This window comes from Mycobacterium sp. E136, assembly GCF_001666865.1.
In the GTDB taxonomy this organism is placed as follows: Bacteria; Actinomycetota; Actinomycetes; order Mycobacteriales; family Mycobacteriaceae; genus Mycobacterium.
Genome location: NZ_LZJE01000058.1, coordinates 1 through 18,528 on the forward strand (window position 1 = coordinate 1; position 18,528 = coordinate 18,528).

An 18,528-nucleotide genomic window follows, 5' to 3' on the forward strand; every position below is an offset into this window, starting at 1 on the left:
GAGGTCGGCGCTGAACCGGGAGCCCCGCATCGCGATCCGGAAGCCGTTCGGGCCAGCATCAGCAGCCACTTCGGCGGGGTGCACGCTGCCCGGTCGCACGCACGAGAGACCAGAGGAACCGATACCGAATGACCCACGCGTCGCGATCAACGCAGCGTGACTCACTCGACTGGCTGGTGTCGAAATTCGCCCGCGAGGTGTCCGGGGTGACCCACGCCGTGCTGGTGTCCGCCGAAGTGGCTGCTGATGCTGGCCCGAACGGCTTCCGGATCGCGATGCGGGGCTCCCGGTTCAGCGCCGACCTCAGCCGCCGATGCTACCTCGGCGGTGTCCGGGGCGCCGGGCACGAGGCGGGCGCCGGGAGTGCGCACGGGAAGGCCATCGTCGGTGACGTCGGTGACCGGCGCCTCGTCCGCGGCGGCGGCGACCGACCAGCCGTGGTCCCAGACCGACTCCCAGTTCAGGTCGTCGCTGTTGGCGAGTTCGGTCGGGTCGACCAGCCACTCGGAAAGCATGCTCTGGTAGATGGAGTCGTCGGTATCGGCCGTCGTCGTCGCCTGGGTGCGAGCGGCGAAGAAGCTGGACGTGTCCGTCGGCCGGGCGGCGGGTTCGGGCTCGTCCGGTTCCTCGTCGAAGACGGCCGCGATGCCGCTGGCGCCGGGAGCGCGCTGCGGAAGCACCGAGATGTTCGAGTGTTCCTGCTCGGGCTCGGGCTCCAGTTCGCGATCGACGTGATCCTCGTCGAGGGCGAGCGCCGTCGCGATGCCAGCGTGGGCGTCGGCGGGTGTTGCGTACTCGGGCGCGCTGAACTGATGCGGTTCCCCAGGCCGGCGGAGCAACTCCGTCGGCACGTACACACCCGCGGTGGTGCCCGAATCCGGTTCGCCGCCGATCGTCGAACGCAACCGGACCACCAGCCCGTGCTGGGCGGCGAGGCGACCGACGACAAACAGGCCCATGTGCCGCGCGGTGTACGGGTCGACTTGGCCGCCCGATTGCAGGCGGGTGTTGGCGACCCGCAGATCCGACTCGGTCATGCCGAGGCCGATGTCGCTCACCTCGATGACCAGTCCGCCGTTGGCGGTGTGCACGGCCGACACCCGCACCTGCGAGATCGGCGGCGAATACTGCAGCGCGTTGTCCAGCAGTTCGGCCAGGAGGTGGACAAGGTCGCCGGCGACGGCGCCGCTGACCTCGCTGTCGGGCACCGTCGCGATGACGACTCGCGTGTAGTCCTCGACCTCGGAGGCCGCGGCGTTGATCACCGCCGACACGGGGACCGGTTCGGCTTGTTCGCGAGGCACTTTCGCGCCCGACAGCACCAACAGGTTCGCACCGTTGCGGCGCATCCGAGCGGCCAGGTGATCCAGCCGGAACAGGCTCTCCAGCCGCTCGGGATCCTCCTCGTTGCGTTCCAGCCGGTCGATGAGCGCGAGCTGCTGGTCGACCAGCGAGCGGCTGCGCCGCGACAGCGTCTCGAACATGTCGCCGATCTGCAGTTGCAACCGCGACTGCTCGGCGGCGAGGAACACGGCCTGCTCGTGCAGTTCGTCGACGGCGTGCGCGACCTGGCCCACCTCTTCGGTGGTGTGCACCGGGATCGGCGCGATCTGCGAGGCGTCACCGCCTGCGCGCACCCGCTCGATCTCCGCGCTCAGGTCCTCGTGGGCGACCTTGAGAGCGCTGTCGCGCAGACGCCGCAACGGGCGCACCAGGCTGCGCGCCGCCAGCGCCACGATGATCAGGGCGAGCAGCAGCGCCACGCCGACGATGATCGCGTCACGGATCAGCGTGGTGCGCTGCGCATCGGCGCGGTCCTGGACGGCCGAGGTGACCGCGGGCGTGGTCCGCTCGATGACTTGGCGCGCGATCTGCTCGGTGGTGGCCACCGACGCCAGAAGTTCGGGGTTGTTCACCAGCGGCACCGCGAGGTCCGTCATCAGCGCCATCCGCTTGACGAACTCGGCCTGCAACTTCTGGGCGTCCGGCGATCCGACCCCGAGCACCTGGTTCATCCCGAACAGCGTCGACGGCTCGGTGCCCGCCAGCGCGATCACCGCGGTCCTCAACTCAGGCTCGGGCAGTTCGGCCCCGCGGGTCAGCGCGAGCGTCTGCATCGTCATCTGGCCGCGCGCTCCGATTGCGCGGGCCAGACCGACGGTCTCCGCGCGGATGCGTTCGTCGTCGACGCGGACCGAGCCGGTCACCGCATCCTCGGCCGGCAACAGCAGCAACGCGTACGCCTGGATGGTGTCGCGCAGCCCGATGCTGTTCGCGGCGACCTTCTCCACCAGGATCTGGCCGCCGTTGGTCATCGTGGTGATGGCCTGGCGGACGTCGGGCGCGACGTCGGTGTCGTCGAGTCGGCGCTGCAGATTGCGGCGGCTGTCGTCGTAGCGCGTCAACGCCGTCTGGATGTCGCCCCCTGTCGAGCCGGCGAGCATCGTGCCTTCCAACGCCGCCATGTAGCCCTCGATCGCGGGCACCATCTCGGCACGGTCGGCGGCGCGGCGCAGATCGGATTCCGCGGTCACGTCGGCGCGGATGCGCAGGCCGCCGAACGTCGCGGCGACGATCAGCGGCACCAGAACGATCGCGAGCACTTTCCACCGGACAGGCCAGTTGGACAGCGCCCACCGCGAGGGCTTCTTGACGGGTGGCTCCGGTTTGCGGTCGAAATCGATCAGGGCGCTCATCGGCGCACGCTCGCTCGCTGGGCCGGTGGTTGCAACGTCAGCGTCGGCGCGTCATGCATCAGACTTCCCACTGATTTTCTCGTGATATGCCCTCCCGGCGGGCGCATTCGGGCCCTGGCAATTGGACGAGTATGCCAGCGATGCGCGGCCGAATCCACCGTTCTTACTGAACGGACAGAGTCCATAAACGCAGGTGGAAAGCGGTGTGAGGATACCGAGCGAATACCGGGACCCGATCGTGATGCGGCGTCCGTTTACGCCGGGCGAAGGATCGCGACCAAGAAGTTGGACTCGTCGGTGAACGGCCGCAGGTCCCACGTGGACAACAGCAGGTCGGGCGCGAATCCGGCGGTCGAGGCGTCGTTCAGGAAGTCGTCGAACGCGTAGTCGCGGCCGGCGCCGAAGCCGATCACGGCCCGTCCGTCCTCCTCGAGGTGCGCGCGCAGCCGAGACAGCACCAGGCCCCGGGTGCTCGGGGCCAGGAACGTCATCACGTTGCCCGCCGAGACGATCACGTCGAACGGTTCGGCGATGCCGCGCGCGGGCAGGTCGAGTTCGGCGAGGTCGCCGACGAGCCAGTGCGGGCCGGGATGGTCCTGTTGGGCGGCGTCGATCAGGGTGGGGTCGACGTCGACGCCGACGACGCGGTGTCCGACGGTGGCGAGGTAGCCGCCCAGCCGGCCGGGTCCGCAACCGGCGTCGAGGATGTGCGACCCGCGCGGCACCATCGCGTCGACGAGACGTGCCTCCCCCGCCAGGTCGTCGCCGGCGCGCGCCATGGCGCGAAACCGCTCGATATACCAGTGCGAGTGGCCGGGGTCGGCCGCCACCTTCTGCATCCAGAGGCTTTCCGCGACCATGCGAGCATTATCCCCTTTACCCCGAGGCGCTCTTCCCGCCCTCGGAGTTGCGAGTTCCCGACCGGGGCTGGACTTCACGAAATGTCAGAACTCGTCGCCATGATGACCCCAGAATTCCGGCATGAGCGACTACCTGTTGGTCCACGGCGCGTTCAACGGCGGCTGGGTCTGGGACGCCTTGGCCGAGCAGCTGCGGGCCGGTGGCCACCGGGTACACGTCGTCAAACAACTGCCGAGCGGTGGTAGCGATCCGGCAGTGCTTGGTGACCTCAGCGCGGATGTCAATCATGTACGGCAGGTGCTGATGACTACAGCTGAGCCTGTTGTGCTGGTTGGCCATTCGTACGGTGGGATGGTGATCACCGAGTTCGCCGACCACCCAAAGGTGCGGCACAGCGTGTACCTCACCGCGCTCTGGCCGAAGCGCGGACAGTCAGTCCTGAATCAACTGGGCGATGTCCTACCCAACGTGTTTGTTCGGCGAGAGGACGGCACGATGGAGATGACCGATGATTTTGAACTGGCCAGGCAGTCGTTCTGCTCCGATCTCGACCGCGATCAGAGTCAGATGATTCTGTCACGCTTCGTCCTGCAATCGGCAGCGTCGTACTCTTCTCCGAGCATGGCGGGAGAACGGACGCATCCGGCGACTTACGTAATTGCCACTGGAGAATCAGCGAACTCGGTGGCTGCGCAAGAAGCGTGGTCGACGAACGCCGACCACGTCGTTCGAATATCCGCCGGGCACATGGCCCAGCTCTCTCGGCCCCGTGAGCTGGCCGATGTGCTCGAACGGATGTGATCCCGTCGATGTTCCGTGTTCTCTTCTATTCACCGCGCATCGCGCCCAACACCGGCAACGCGATCCGGATGGTGGCGGCGACCGGCTGCGAACTGCATCTGGTCGAACCGATGGGATTCGATCTGTCCGAGCCGAAGCTGCGGCGGGCCGGTCTCGACTACCACGACCTGGCGTCGGTAACCGTTCACAGCGACCTGGCCGCGGCGTGGTCCGCGTTGGCGCCCGAGCGGGTCTTCGCGTTCACCGCGCACGCGACAACGCCATTCACCGACATCGAGTACCGACCGGGTGACGTGCTCATGTTCGGGCCGGAGCCCACCGGGCTGGACGACGCGACGCTGGCCGATCCGCACATCACCGCGCAATTGCGGATACCGATGCTGGCCGGCCGACGCTCACTGAACCTGTCGAACGCGGCCGCCGTCGCCGTGTACGAGGCGTGGCGTCAGCACGGGTTCAGCGGCGCGACCTGATCACCACGTGTTGAAGTGCGCGATCTGCTCGACGGGCAGCCGCTTGGCCGGGCGGAAGTCGGTGCCCTTGGTGTAGGCGATCGGGAACAGCCCACCCTGGCTGTACTGGTCGTGCGGGATGCCGAGCACGTCGGCGGCCTGCTTCTCGCCCTCGCCGAGCAGATGCAGCGTGGTCCACGCCGAGCCGAGTCCGCGCGAGCGCAACGCCAGCATGTAACTCCACGCCGCGGGCAGAAGTGAACCCCAGAAGCTGGCGCTGACGGCGCCGGGCACGCCGTCGCATCGCCCTTCGAGGCACGGGATCAGCAGCCACGGCGCCTTTTCCATGTTCTCGGCGAGGTATTCGGCCGACGACACCACGGCCTGGCGCCGCTCTCCGCGGCTGTCGCCCTCGGCGTATTCGGGCTCGGGCATCGTGCGGTACATCTTCCAGCTGTTGCGGTAGATCTCGGCGAGCGCCGTCTTCTTCTCGGGGTCGTCGACGAACACCCACTGCCACGCCTGGCTGTTCGATCCGGTCGGGGCCTGGATGGCGAGCTCGAGACACTCCAGCAGCAACTCACGCGGTACCGGCTTCTCGAAATCGAGCCGCTTGCGCACCGATCGGGTGGTGGTCAGCACTTCGTCGGCGGAGAGGTTCAACGTCATTTTTCGAGACTACATTCGCCCCATGGCGCAGTGTTTCGCGCAGCGGGCGTTGTCTCTACCGGGCGTACGGCGAGCGCACACAGGCCGACCGCGGCGATCGACACGAATGCGGTTCTGCCACCGACCATGTCGATGAGCGCGCCGGCGATGGGAGCGCCGAGAGCTTGACCGGCGGCGATGGTAAAAAACGACAGGCCGACCCCCGACGAGGTGCTGTCGGGGTACAACCGCGCACTCCACAGCAATGCCAGGCCCGTCAACGCGATGTAGGCGCCACCGAAGAGGGTCGCGGCGACGATCATCACCACGAGGTTGGCCGGCGCGGCGGCCAACGAAGCCGTCGCCACGGCCATCGTCACGGTCGCGGCCACCCACGCCCGCCGCAGGCCGATCCGCTGCACCGCGTCACCGGCGAACGCACCGGCAATGCCTGCCGCGCCGATGACGATCCACAACAACGACGAGCGCGTCGCGTCTGCCCCGCCGACCGTGGTGATCAGGCCGCGGCCGAACGTCCACACCGCGACGCTGCCGACGCCCGTCAGCAGCGAGGCCAGCAGCAAGCCGAAAGTGCCTGGGCGCCAGAACGGATCGACCCGCTTCGCGGCGCGCCGTGAGTTGGCGGGCACGGCAAGTAACACCCAGACCGTCACGGCCGCCGACACCGCCGCGTACACCACCCACGCCGCGCGCCAGTGACTCAACAGCAGCAGCGCGATCGGCGCTGACAGCACCACACCGATGCCCGTGCCGCCGTTGACCACGGTCTGCGCACGGTCCGCCGTGGCAGGCGGCACATTCTGGGCGACCGCCGCCGCCAGTGGCGGCGAGACGATCCCGGTGCTGCATCCGGCGATCAGCACCCCGACCGCGAGAGCCCAGGCCGACGGTGCCAGCGCGATGATCGAAATGCCCAGCGTGGCAACGACTCCGGCGGCTACCGCAACCCGGCGCGGCCCGACGCGGTCGGTGAGCAGCAGGCTGGCGGTGATCGCGGCGCAGTAGCCGATGTAGCTGCCCGCCCCGATCACGCCGGCGATGGTGGAACTGAGGCCGAAGGTTTCCCCGAACACCGGCCCGAACAGTCCGTAGGAGAACCGCCCGAATCCATAGCAGCAGGCGATCAGCGCGGTGCCCGCACCGACGAGGACGTAGACGGGTCGGCGCACGGCTCAACCGTAGCGGGTTAGCGGAAGTCGCGAGACTTGGAGCCGACTGCCAGGGTGAGCTTGCCCATCCGCTCGGCGACCACGGTGACGGCCCCGGTGGCGTTCTGCACCTGACCGCGGACCAACAGCGCCGGAGCCGTCTGCGCCAGCTTGCGGTGCCGCGCCCACACCCCGCGCGAGCAGATGACGTTGACCATCCCGGTCTCGTCCTCGAGGTTGAGGAAGGTGGCGCCCTGGGCGGTAGCCGGCCGCTGCCGGTGCGTCACGGCCCCGGCCACCAAGACCCGGGAGCCGTCGGGCACGTCGAGCAACCGGCTTGCGGGGATGACGCCGAGGGCGTCGAGGTCCTCGCGGAGGAACTGGGTCGGGTAGCTGTCGGGCGATACCCCGGTGGCCCAGACGTCGGCGGCGGCGAGCTCGAGCTCGGTCATACCGGGCAGCGAGGGAACGTGCGACGACGCGCCCACTCCCGGCAGCCGATCGGGTCGCTGAGTGGCGGCCGCGCCCGCAGCCCACAACCCTTCGCGCCGGGTGATGCCGAAGCAGCCCAGCGCCCCCGCGGTGGCCAGCGCCTCGGTCTGCGGCACGGACAGTTGCACCCGCTGCGTCAGGTCCAGCAGGGAAGCGAACGCGCCGTTGGCGTTTCGTTCCTCGACGAGCTGCTCGGCCAGTTCGTCGCCGATGTGCCGAACGGCGCCGAGCCCCAACCTGACCGCGTTCCCGGTGTCTTCCAAGGTCGCGTGCGCCAGGCTGGCGTTGACGTCGGGGCCGCGCACGATCACACCGTGGCGGCGGGCGTCGGCCACCAGGGTCTGCGGCGAGTAGAAGCCCATCGGCTGTGCCCGCAGCAGCGCGGCGCAGAACGCGGCGGGGTGATGCAGCTTGAACCACGACGAGTAGAACACCAGCGATGCGAAGCTCAACGAATGGCTCTCGGGGAAGCCGAAATTCGCGAAGGCCTCCAGTTTCTCGTAGATGCGGTCGGCGGTTTCGCCGGTGATGCCGTGGCGCTGACGCATACCGTCGTAGAACCTGCCCCGCAGCCGGCGCATCCGTTCGGTCGACCGCTTCGACCCCATCGCGCGGCGCAGTTGGTCGGCCTCGGCGGCGGAGAAACCCGCGCAGTCCACGGCGAGTTGCATGAGCTGTTCCTGGAACAGCGGCACCCCCAACGTCTTGTGCAGGGCCGGTTCCATCGACGGGTGGTCGTAGGTGACGGCCTCTTCACCGTTGCGGCGCTTGATGTACGGGTGCACCGACCCGCCCTGGATCGGGCCGGGCCGGATCAGCGCGACCTCGACGACCAGGTCATAGAACACGCGGGGCTTGAGCCGTGGCAGCGTGGCCATCTGGGCGCGTGACTCCACCTGGAACACGCCGACGGAGTCGGCCTTCTGCAGCATCTCGTACACGGCGGGCTCGGACAGGTCCAGTTTCGCCAGGTCGACGTCGATGCCCTTGTGCTCGCGCACCAGGTCGATGCAGTAGTGCAGCGCCGAGAGCATGCCGAGGCCGAGCATGTCGAACTTCACCAAACCGATTGCCGCGCAATCATCCTTGTCCCACTGCAGGACGCTGCGGTTCTCCATGCGGGCCCATTCGACCGGACATACGTCGGCGATGGGCCGGTCGCAGATGACCATGCCGCCGGAGTGGATGCCCATGTGCCGGGGCAGGTTGGATATCTGCTTGGCCAGGTCGATGACCTGCTCGGGAATGTCTTCGGTGTGCGGCGCCTCGGCGAGGTTGCCCCACTGACCGAGCTGCTTGCTCCAGGCGTCCTGCTGACCTTGCGAGAAGCCCAGTGCGCGGGCCATATCGCGCACCGCGCTGCGGCCGCGGTAGGTGATGACGTTGGCCACCTGGGCGGCGTAGTCGCGGCCGTAGCGGTCGTAGACGTACTGGATGGCCTTCTCCCGCAGGTCCGATTCGATGTCGATGTCGATGTCCGGTGGGCCGTCGCGCGCCGGCGACAGGAACCGTTCGAAGAGCAGTTCGTTGGCGACCGGGTCAACGTTGGTGACCCCGAGCGCATAACAGACCGCCGAGTTGGCCGCCGATCCCCTGCCCTGGGCCAGGATGCCGTTCTCCTTGCAGAATCGGGTGATGTCGTGGACCACCAGGAAGTAGCCGGGAAACGTCAGTTGTTCAATGACTTTCAGCTCGTGTTCGATCTGTGCGTAGGCCCGGGGCGCCCGCTGAGGTGGGCCGTACCTGTTGCGGGCCCCCGTCATGACCAGGTGGCGCAGCCAACTGTCCTCGGTGTGGCCCTCGGGGACGTCGAACGGCGGTAGCTGCGGTGCGATCAGGGCGAGCCCGAACGCGCACTGCTCGCCGAGTTCGGCCGCGGCGGTCACCACCTCGGGCCGGTCGGCGAACAGCCGCGCCATCTCCGCACCGGAGCGCAGATGCGAACCGCCCAGCGGCGCAAGGTATCCGGCGGCTTCGTCCATCGAGTGGCGGGCGCGGATCGCACCCATCGCCATGGCCAGTCGCCCCCGCGAGGGTTCGGCGAAATGGGCGGCGGTGGTCGCGACCACGCTCAGGCCGAACCGGGGTGCCAGCTCGGCCAGGATGGCGTTGCGTTCGTCGTCGCAGGGATGCCCGTGGTGGGTGAGCTCGACGCTGACCCGGTTGCGGCCGAAGCGGTCGACGAGATCGGCGAGTGCTTGGCTTGCCGCTTCCGGCCCGCCTTCAGAAAGCGCTTGCCGGACATGCCCTTTGCGGCAGCCGGTGAGGATGTGCCAGTGTCCGCCGGCCGCTTCGGTCAATGCGTCGTAGTCGTATTGCAGTTTGCCCTTCTCGCCGCCGGCCAGGTGCGCCTTCGCGAGTTCGCGAGACAGCCGCCGGTAGCCCTCGGGCCCGCGTGCCAGCACCAGCAGGTGCGGGCCGGGCGGGTCGGGGTCTTCGGTCCGGTCGCCGCCGCCAAGGGACAGTTCGGCGCCGAACACCGTCGACATGTCGAGTTCCTTGGCGGCCTCGGCGAAGCGCACCACACCGTAGAGACCGTCGTGGTCGGTGAGCGCGATCGCCCGCAGGTCGAGCCGAACCGCTTCTTCGACCAGTTCTTCCGGGGTGCTGGCGCCGTCGAGGAAGCTATACGCCGAATGGGCGTGCAGTTCGGCGTAGGGCACCGTCGATGTGGGCCGCTCCACGTCGAGCGGTTGGTACTCCCCCCGCTTGCTGGACCAGGCGGGGCTGTCGCCACCGTCGCCGAGCTGCTCGTCGATCGGCCAGCCCGCACGGCGCGGTTTGCCGTTGAGCACCCGCTCCATTTCCGCCCAGCTCGGCGGGCCGAGATGCCAGCCCATGTGTGCAGTGTATCGAACTTGTGTTCGAACCGCCCGATCGGTCGAAATTTCGGCAAAAGCGCTGGTTATCCCAAACATCAGGTTCATCCAAAGGCTGGCAAAACAACCTTTCCGATGTCAGTGGAGCCGACTAGATTCGTTCATATGTTCGATCAGTTGGTGGAGGCGGCCGACGGCGCCAGAGGTGCCGAAGCAGCCGGTGCATGGGCGCGCATCGAGAACGCCGCGTGCGCGCGCAGGCTCTCGGCGGCCGTCGCCGTGCTGGATCGAATGTATGCCGTCGACGGTTCGGCCGATCGCGAGCAGTGGATCATCGACAACTACGCCGCCGTCGCCGCTGAGATCGCCCCTGCCCAGCAGGTGTCGATCGGAGTCGCGGCGTCCCAACTGGAGATCGCGATCGCCCTGCGCGACCGGCTGCCTCGAACGAACGCGGTGTTTCTGACCGGCACCATCACCTACCGCATCGTCGCCGCCATCGTGTTTCGGACGTACCTGATCCAAGACTGTGACGCGCTTGCCAAGGTCGACGCCGCGATCGCCGCGCATGTCGAGGGATGGACGGCACTGTCAGCGCTGAAGATGCACAACGCGATCGACTACTGGGTCGACCGCTTCGACCCCGCTGCGGTGCGCCGTGCCGAGAACAGTTCGCGCAGCCGCTACATCGAGGTCAAAGACAGCGGGGACGGCTCGGGTGTCGCGTATGTCGAAGCGACGGTGTTCGCCCATCACGGCGAGTTCATCGACCAACGGCTCGACGCCATGGCCGCGACGGTGTGCGAAAATGATCCTCGCACAAAGGAACAGCGCCGCGCCGATGCCGTTGCCGCCGCGTTCGATGGCGCCCAGACGCTGCCGTGTGAGTGCGGATCGAAAGAATGCCCGGCCGCGGGCATCTCCGTCGGCGGCGTCGTAGTGCACGTCGTGGCGAGCGAGGACACGCTCGATGACGCGACCCCGGCCGAATTGGACGGCGACAAGCCCGTCGAACCGATCGAGGCCGACGATCCCACGCTCGGTGGGGCGGCCGAGACGGGGCCGGGGTTTGTGATAGGTCGCGGAGTAGTGCCGGCACCGATCGTGGCCGCCAAGCTGGCGGTCGCCAAGCGCCGACCCGTCAGGCATCCCGGGGATGCGCCGCCGGAGAAGGGGCGGGTTCCCTCGTCGGCGCTGGCGTGGTTCGTCCGCTGCCGCGATCTGACGTGCCGCTTCCCGAACTGCGACAGGCCCGCCACTCAATGCGACATCGACCACACGGTCCCGTATCCGCGGGGAGCGACGCAGGCGTCGAACCTCAAGTGCCTGTGTAGAACTCATCATCTCTACAAGACGTTCCTCGGATGGCGCGATCGGCAACACCCCGACGGAAGCGTCGACTGGCTCTCACCCGCCGGGCAGAAGTACACGACCCATCCGGGCAGCAGGCTGCTTTTCCCGTCGCTGTGCCGGGAAACCGCGCCCGCCGTCATCGATCCGAGCGTCGATCTGCTCGACGACGCGGTTCGATGCTTGAAGATGCCGCGGCGCAAGCGAACCCGCGAACAGAACCGCGCGGCGGCCATCGAAGCGGAGCGTCAGCGCAATCAGCGCCTGCTGGATGATCTCGCCGGAAGGGAATGCGGAAAGACCACTTTTCCGCTCACGCCGCAGGTGTCGGTCGAAGAAGACCCGCCGCCGTTCTGACTCGGCAATCTCGCGGTCACCAAGATGGCTGGTCCGGAACCAGCGAATCGCTTCCCGATTCGTCGAAGACGCTGCACCGCACCGACAACGCGGTGTATCAATTCGGAAGGACGATGAGGAGATCCGGATGCCCGCACTCTCTGCATTTCGATCGGATGACGCACGCGCCGCCTACCTTCAGCTCTACGACGCGGTCCTGGCCTGCAGTGCCGTCTCTGTCACGGAATCAGACGTGGAGACCTCATACGGGCGCACGCATGTGCTTGAGGCCGGTGACCCGCCTTTCCCGAGAGGGTCGAGCGGTTGGCACTCGTGTGCCCGGTCGGGATCGCGGGAGGTATGAGCCCGCGGTTTTTGTTTCGCGGCCTCACCACCATTGCTGTGCGCCCCAAGGAACGACGCGTGTGGTCACTGATCGACCACATGGTCAACCCCGAACAGCGCCGACTGCTTGGCGAAGAGCCGACGCGCACGATCATGCAGCAGTTCGTCAGTGGCGCCATGACGTTCAAGATGTCGCTGGGTAATGCTGAGCCGAGGCCGTGGCCGATGCGCAGCGACTGTGATCTGCGTCCAATCGCATCCGCGCGGATCCCGGTGCTGGCGATCATCGGCAAGAACGAGACCGCACAGAACGGACCCAAAGCTGCGGCCCGCCTGCGGCAGCGACTCCCCGATGCGCGGATCGAACTCGTCGACGCCAATCACCTGATCCCGAACGAGGTCGTCGGTAAGTACCTGTCCGACTTCCTCGCGCACCGCTGAGCCCGTCGACCGCCGCCGTCCTAGTTGGCGACCGCAAGCAGGCGCCATTCACCGGGTACACCCTTTAGTTGGTGGGTCCCGCGTTCCTCGAACTCCAGTCCCGAGCCGATCACCAGATCGCGCAAGGTGCTCGACACCAGCACGTCGTCTGGTCCTGCCAGGCCGGCCACGCGGGCGCCGATGTGCACGGCGATACCGCCGATATCGTCACCGCGAACCTCGCATTCGCCCGTATGCAAACCCGCGCGTACTTCGATGCCAAGCACCTGCACTGCGTCGCGAATAGCCATGGCGCAGCGGATGGCTCGCTGAGGACCGTCGAACATCGCGACGAAGCCGTCACCCGTCGTGTTCACCTCACGACCGCGAAACCGAGCAAGTTGCGCCCGCACGACAGCGTCGTGCGCATCCAGGAGGGCATGCCACCCGCGGTCGCCCATCTCAGCCGCGCGACGCGTCGAGTCGACGATGTCGGTGAACAACACCGTCGCCAGCACCCGATCGTCAGCGACCTCAGGCTGTGCACCAGTGACAAATTCGGCGATCGCATTGAACGAGTCCCGCCAAGGTTCGACGACGTGATAGAAGTTTCGTCCCGGGATCTCTACGAACTTCGCCCCGACGATAGAATCGGCCACTTCCCGACCCTTCTCCGACGGGAGCAGCGGATCGTCGCTGTAATGGACGACTAGCGTCGGTACACGGACAGTCGGAAGAATCGCGCGTGCACTCACCTCCGCAACAAGCGGCAACATGAGTTCGGCCATCCGAGGGCTCGCCGCAAGGCGCTCGTGCCGCGCCCACGCCGCCCGAATTTCTTCATTCCACGGCATGTCCGGATTGAGCCTGCGTTCTATCTCGCCGGTGCCCCACATCGCTACGGCCGCTTCTGCGATGTCGTCCATCAGATCAGTGCGGTCTGCCTCGTCAGGGGTGCTCTCAACCAGCACAAGCGCAGTTGTGCGTGCCGGATGCGTTGCCGCGAACATGGCCGCGGTCGGGAGTGCGCCGGCGTACGCCACCAACGCCGCTTGACCGATCCCCAATGCATCTAGGACCGCCGTGATGCTGTCCGCCCACTGCTCCAATGTCGGCAGTGATCCTGGCTCAATGGGATCAGATGCTCCGCTTCCGGGCTGATCGAAAATAATCAGTCGACCGAGCGAGGACATCGCCTCCATCCAATCTCGTACCGACGGCAGTTCAGGGAAAACTTCGCAATTCGTGAACCAGTTGGGAACAAAGACGATCTCGCGGTCTCCATCGCCTGCCGTGCGGTAAGCGATTCGCAGGTCTCCGTTCGTCGCATACCGCGTCTCGGAGAACATGGCCAGGAGTCAATCTCCGCTAAGGCAGATCTTCGCGCCCGAATTGTTCGCGCGGCACCACCACCATCGGCACGTCGAGCACTCGCAGCATCTTGGCCGCCTTCGAGCCGAGAAACAGCCGCCGTGGCGCGCTCAGCCGGCTCGACCCGACCATGATCAGGTCCCCGTCGCGCCAGTCCAGCTTGCCCACCGCCTCCTCGATCGTAGTACCCTCCACGATCGTCGACGTCACCGGGAAATCTTGCGGCAACTCTGATTTCGCCACATCGAGAACATGATGCGCATGCGCGAGTGCCCGCTCCCGCACCGCCTCACCGTCCCCACGCAGCGCCCCGAACGTCGGGTCCAGCGCGACCAGCGACACCAACCGCAGCGGAGTGCCCGCCGCCCGGCTGTAGCGAACAGCCATGTCCAGCAGGACATCCGCGCCTTCACGCTCGCCTATCGCACACGTTGCCTCACGCACACGGTCGACGGGTGAATTCCGCGTACCCCGCGGCGCCACCGCCACCGGCAACGGCGCCGAGTGCAACAGGCCGTTGACGACCGACCCCAACGAGAAGCTGGCCGCCAGTCCCCCCGATCCGCCGACGATGATCATGTCGGCCTCGACCCGCGCGGCTTCCTGAATCAGCCCATCGGCCGCCGAGTCGTCGACGCGTACATGGCTGCGCACCACGATGTCGTCGGGCACCGACGCGCGCGCCTCTTCCAGCCACTGCTCGGCCTGCTCGACGAGGTGCTTCTCGAAATCCCCCACCGGTTTGATCGACGGCACCACCCGGTCGGGCGGCAACACCATGCACAGGTCGAGTTCGGCGCCCAGCGTGCGCGCGAACCGCACACCGAGCGCCAGCGCATCCGCACCGCCGGGAGTGGCCAGGTATCCAACGACGAGCCTCATGGTCGACCATCCTGTCAATCCCCGGCGGCACACGCCTTCGGATCGACCAAATGAGCGTCAGTCGCGGTATTCGGCCACACCGTCCTCCAGTACGAGGCGGGCATTCGAACCGTCGGGTTCGGCCGCCTCCGTGCGGAACACCGCGCGACCGGCCTCGGTCCGCCAGATCGACGTCGTCAACGTCTCTCCCGGGAACACCGGCGACGTGAACCTGGCGTCGATCGCGCTGACCTTCGTCGCGTCACCCCCACCCAGTTCGGCGACCAACGCCCGACCCGCCACTCCGTAGCTGCACAGCCCGTGCAGGATCGGCTTCGGGAAGCCCGCCAGTTCCCGTGCGAACCACGGATCGCTGTGCAACGGGTTGCGATCCCCCGAAAGTCGATAGATCAACGCCTGATCTTCGCGCGTGGGCAACGCAATTCGGGCGTCCGGTTCGCGGTCGGGAATCTCCGGAGCCGGTGGCCGCTGCCCCGGTTGCCCGCCGAATCCACCCTCACCGCGGATGACCGCCGTCGTGAAGGTCTCCGCCACCACCTTCGACGTGTCGGGGTCCGTGCCCGTCGCCTTGAGCATGACGATCGCGTTCTTGCCCGCACCCTTGTCCTGGATGTCGGCGACCTCCGCGACCACGCTCAGCTTTCCGGCCGGCTTCAGCGGTTCATACAGCCGGATCCCCTGGGAACCGTGCAGCAGCATCGCGAAGTTGAACGAACCGATCAGGCCCGCCGCCGCGAACGGCAGGCACGCGATCACCGCGTACGTCGGCAGCACCTGTTGCTCGATGCCATGGCTGTTCTCGGTGGTGAACGCGAGATCCGCGGTACCCGCGCCGACACCCAGCGCGTACAGCAACGTGTCGCGGTCGGTCCATTCGAATAGTTGCGGGTCGGTCTTGGCGCCGATGGCGTTGGGGTCGAGAGGCATGTCCGAACGATATCCGCATTGACGTCTCGGCCGCGGCGGTCCACGATGACTCGCATGCGCTATGTCGTTACCGGCGGTACCGGGTTTATCGGCAGACGAGTGGTGACGCGGTTGTTGGCCCACAGCAGTGACGCCGAGGTGCTCGTGCTCGTGCGCCGAACCTCGCTGTCCCGGTTCGAACGCCTCGCCGCCACCTGGGGCGAGCGGGTGAAACCGCTGGTCGGCGACCTCTGCGAACCGGATCTCGGTCTGCCGCCGAACGCCATCGGTGGCGTCGACCACGTCGTGCACTGCGGCGCCGTCTACGACATCACCGCCTCCGACGCCGACCAGCGCGCAGCCAACGTCGACGGCACCCGTGCGGTCATCGACCTCGCCAACCGGCTCGACGCGACCCTGCACCACGTGTCCTCGATCGCCGTCGCGGGCACCTTCCGCGGCGAGTTCACCGAGGACGACTTCGACGTCGGTCAGGAACTGCCGACGCCGTATCACCGGACCAAGTTCGAGGCCGAGCAGCTGGTCCGCACGACGCCCGGGCTGCGATACCGGGTGTACCGGCCCGCCGTCGTCGTCGGCGATTCGCGTACCGGTGAGATGGACAAGATCGACGGGCCGTACTACTTCTTCCCGATGCTCGCGAGGCTGGCCTCATTGCCGTCGATCACGCCGATGGCACTTCCCGACACCGGCCGGACCAACCTCGTCCCGGTCGACTACGTGGCCGACTCCCTCGTCGCTCTCATGCATCTGCCCGATCGCGACGGTGAAACGTTCCATCTCACCGCACCGAAAACAATTGGGCTGCAAGGCATCTACCGCGCCGTGGCCAAAACCGCCGGACTCCCGCGGCTGCGCGCGTCGCTTCCCCGTTCCACCGCGACGCCCCTGCTGAAGGCCACCGGCCGCGTCAAGGTCGTGCGCAACATGGTCGCAACGCAACTCGGCCTGCCCGCCGAAGTGCTCGACGTCGTCGACCTGATGCCTACATTCACCGCCGAGCGAACCTCAGAAGCGTTGCGGGGCACGGGAATAACCGCCCCCCGCTTTGGCGACTACGCGCCCGTGCTGTGGCGCTATTGGGCCGAACACCTCGACCCCGACCGTGCGCGGCGCGACGATCCAGCCGGTCCGCTGGTCGGCAAGCACGTGATCGTGACCGGCGCCTCGAGCGGAATCGGACGGGCTTCGGCCATCGCGATCGCCGAACGCGGCGCGACCGTGTTCGCGTTGGCGCGCAACGCCGATGCGCTCGACGACCTGGTCGGCGAGATCCGCGCCGGCGGCGGGCAAGCCCATGCGTTCACCTGCGACGTCACCGACTCGACATCGGTCGAGAGCACCGTCAAGGACATCCTCGGCCGCTTCGACCATGTCGACTATCTGGTGAACAACGCCGGCCGCTCGATCCGCCGCTCGGTGACCGCCTCCACCGACCGCTTGCACGACTACGAGCGCGTGATGGCCGTCAACTACTTCGGCGCTGTGCGCATGGTCCTTGCGCTGTTACCGCATTGGCGGGAACGACGGTTCGGCCACGTGGTCAACGTGTCGAGCGCCGGCGTGCAGGCGCGCAACCCGAAGTACAGCTCCTACCTTCCGACCAAGGCCGCGCTCGACGCGTTCGCCGACGTGGTCGCGACCGAGACGCTCTCCGACCACATCACGTTCACCACCATCCACATGCCGTTGGTGCGCACGCCGATGATCGTGCCGTCGCGCCGGCTCAATCCGGTGCCCCCGATCAGCGCCGAACACGCCGCCGCCATGGTGGTGCGCGGGCTCATCGACAAGCCGGCCAGAATCGACACACCCCTGGGCACGCTCGCCGACTTCGGCAACTACTTCACGCCGAAACTCTCGCGGCGGATCCTGCACCAGCTCTACCTCGGATATCCGGATTCACCTGCGGCTCGCGGGGTGCCGGCGCCGCCGAGGACCGCACGGACACCACGTCCACCGCGCAGCCCGAAGCGGCCCGCACGAATACCGCGACCGGTGAAGTCCGCGGTGCGGCTGGTGCCGGGTGTGCACTGGTAGCTGCGGATCCCTATCGTTGGCCAGGTGACTCAGCCCGTCTTCGTCGACGTCGACACCGGTGTCGATGACGCCATGGCGCTGGCCTACCTGTTCGCCAGCGAGGACGCGAACGTGGTCGGGATTGCGTCGACAGCGGGAAACGTTCCGGTGCAACAGGTTTGCCGTAACAACCTCGGCCTGTTGGATCTGTGCCGAATGTCGGAGATCCCGGTGTCGAAAGGATCCGAGCAGCCGGTCAGTTCACCGCTGCGCACCGCCGAGGACACCCACGGTCCAGAGGGGATGGGGTATGCCCAGTTGCCTGCATCCGGGCGACGGCTCACCGAATACGACGCCGCCGAGGCGTGGGTGCGCACCGCTCGGACGTTCCCCGGCGAACTGATCGCAGTGGCCACCGGACCGCTGACCAACCTGGCGCTGGCGCTTCGCGCCGAACCGGCGCTTCCCACACTGCTGCGTCGACTGGTGATCATGGGCGGCGCGTTCGACTACCGCGGCAACACGACCCCGGTCGCCGAGTGGAACATCAGCGTGGACCCCGAAGCCGCGGCCAGCGGGTCGTGCAGGTGCGCGAGATAGCCCTCGCCCTGGTCGAAGTGGAACTCGAAGTAGAACCGCATGGCGTCCTCGAGTGCCGCGATGAGCGGGTTGTCCGACGCCGATCGGGTGCCGCGGTCGTCGGAGACGCTCATCGCCACCGATGTCGCGCCGGCCTTCTCCGCGAGCCGATTCAACAGCGCGGGTGTCATCGCGATGTGTTCGGTCAGGTTCAGGCCCAACACGATCGGCAGGTGTGCGGGCTTCTCGTCACCCCACGCGACGGTCCAGTTGGCGAACACCTCGGCCGCGGCTTCGGGGTCCACGCTGATGTTCCACTCGGCGACCGGGGTCGTGTTGCCGCGGTAGTCGAACGCGCCGC

At 67.3% G+C, this 18,528-nt stretch carries 15 protein-coding genes and 1 pseudogene; 7 read left to right on the forward strand and 9 right to left on the reverse strand.

Annotation, left to right across the window (positions count from 1 at the left end; genetic code table 11):
- The coding region (locus tag A5698_RS29945; protein WP_502688871.1) for a hypothetical protein at positions 1-132 on the forward strand (132 nt) is incomplete at its 5' end.
- A 29-nt stretch (positions 133-161) separates the two neighbouring features.
- On the opposite strand, the gene A5698_RS04175 is transcribed toward A5698_RS29945, so the two are convergent.
- Positions 162-2,696 carry a HAMP domain-containing sensor histidine kinase gene (locus tag A5698_RS04175; protein WP_068293619.1) on the reverse strand — a complete coding sequence of 845 codons (2,535 nt, stop codon included), beginning with the start codon at positions 2,694-2,696 and terminating at the stop codon, positions 162-164.
- Positions 2,697-2,950: 254 nt separating this feature from the next.
- Positions 2,951-3,556, reverse strand: coding sequence for a class I SAM-dependent methyltransferase (locus tag A5698_RS04180; RefSeq protein ID WP_068293622.1), 606 nt, complete (start codon positions 3,554-3,556; stop codon positions 2,951-2,953).
- Between the two features lie 121 nt (positions 3,557-3,677).
- On the opposite strand from A5698_RS04180, the gene A5698_RS04185 reads away from it, so the two are divergent.
- Together A5698_RS04185 and A5698_RS04190 are read left to right on the forward strand one after the other, a co-directional pair.
- Positions 3,678-4,358, forward strand: a complete 681-nt coding sequence (locus A5698_RS04185; protein WP_068293625.1) for an alpha/beta hydrolase — start codon at positions 3,678-3,680, stop codon at positions 4,356-4,358.
- An 8-nt stretch (positions 4,359-4,366) separates the two neighbouring features.
- Positions 4,367-4,831, forward strand: a complete 465-nt coding sequence (locus A5698_RS04190; protein ID WP_068293650.1) for a tRNA (cytidine(34)-2'-O)-methyltransferase — start codon at positions 4,367-4,369, stop codon at positions 4,829-4,831.
- Here A5698_RS04190 and A5698_RS04195 read toward each other — a convergent pair whose 3' ends face one another.
- From A5698_RS04195 to A5698_RS04205, 3 genes are read right to left on the reverse strand one after another with little or no spacing between them, the layout of a single operon-like run.
- Positions 4,832-5,479, reverse strand: coding sequence for a nitroreductase family protein (locus tag A5698_RS04195; RefSeq protein ID WP_068293628.1), 648 nt, complete (start codon positions 5,477-5,479; stop codon positions 4,832-4,834).
- Positions 5,476-6,648: an MFS transporter gene (locus tag A5698_RS04200; protein WP_068293631.1), complete on the reverse strand. Its 1,173-nt coding sequence runs from the start codon at positions 6,646-6,648 to the stop codon at positions 5,476-5,478. Before A5698_RS04200 ends, A5698_RS04195 begins: the two co-directional genes overlap by 4 nt.
- A gap of 17 nt (positions 6,649-6,665) precedes the next feature.
- Entirely contained in the window at positions 6,666-9,959 is a 3,294-nt protein-coding gene (locus A5698_RS04205) for an error-prone DNA polymerase (RefSeq protein WP_068293634.1), read from the reverse strand.
- A gap of 144 nt (positions 9,960-10,103) precedes the next feature.
- Here A5698_RS04205 and A5698_RS04210 point away from each other — a divergent pair, with 144 nt between their 5' ends.
- Positions 10,104-11,645, forward strand: coding sequence for an HNH endonuclease signature motif containing protein (locus tag A5698_RS04210; RefSeq protein WP_068293638.1), 1,542 nt, complete (start codon positions 10,104-10,106; stop codon positions 11,643-11,645).
- A 402-nt stretch (positions 11,646-12,047) separates the two neighbouring features.
- Positions 12,048-12,410 (forward strand): alpha/beta fold hydrolase, encoded by a 363-nt coding sequence (locus tag A5698_RS04215; protein ID WP_156670607.1) that lies wholly within the window; start codon positions 12,048-12,050, stop codon positions 12,408-12,410.
- A gap of 20 nt (positions 12,411-12,430) precedes the next feature.
- On the opposite strand, the gene A5698_RS04220 is transcribed toward A5698_RS04215, so the two are convergent.
- The 3 genes from A5698_RS04220 to A5698_RS04230 are packed head-to-tail and all read right to left on the reverse strand — an operon-like array spanning position 12,431 to position 15,569.
- Positions 12,431-13,738, reverse strand: a complete 1,308-nt coding sequence (locus A5698_RS04220) for an adenylate/guanylate cyclase domain-containing protein (protein ID WP_068293645.1) — start codon at positions 13,736-13,738, stop codon at positions 12,431-12,433.
- 19 nt (positions 13,739-13,757) lie between these two features.
- Positions 13,758-14,642, reverse strand: coding sequence for a universal stress protein (locus tag A5698_RS04225; RefSeq protein ID WP_067091300.1), 885 nt, complete (start codon positions 14,640-14,642; stop codon positions 13,758-13,760).
- Positions 14,643-14,699: 57 nt separating this feature from the next.
- Complete coding sequence (locus tag A5698_RS04230; RefSeq protein ID WP_067091297.1) at positions 14,700-15,569, reverse strand: MaoC family dehydratase; 870 nt, start codon at positions 15,567-15,569, stop codon at positions 14,700-14,702.
- A gap of 54 nt (positions 15,570-15,623) precedes the next feature.
- On the opposite strand from A5698_RS04230, the gene A5698_RS04235 reads away from it, so the two are divergent.
- Together A5698_RS04235 and A5698_RS04240 are read left to right on the forward strand one after the other, a co-directional pair.
- Positions 15,624-17,609: an SDR family oxidoreductase gene (locus A5698_RS04235; protein ID WP_197506652.1), complete on the forward strand. Its 1,986-nt coding sequence runs from the start codon at positions 15,624-15,626 to the stop codon at positions 17,607-17,609.
- 72 nt (positions 17,610-17,681) lie between these two features.
- Positions 17,682-18,161 (forward strand): annotated as a pseudogene (locus tag A5698_RS04240) (nucleoside hydrolase); the annotation flags it as partial.
- Here A5698_RS04240 and A5698_RS04245 read toward each other — a convergent pair.
- On the reverse strand, positions 18,098-18,528 hold a 431-nt coding region (locus A5698_RS04245; RefSeq protein ID WP_197506653.1), incomplete at its 5' end, for a nucleoside hydrolase. The pseudogene A5698_RS04240 and the gene A5698_RS04245 overlap by 64 nt on opposite strands.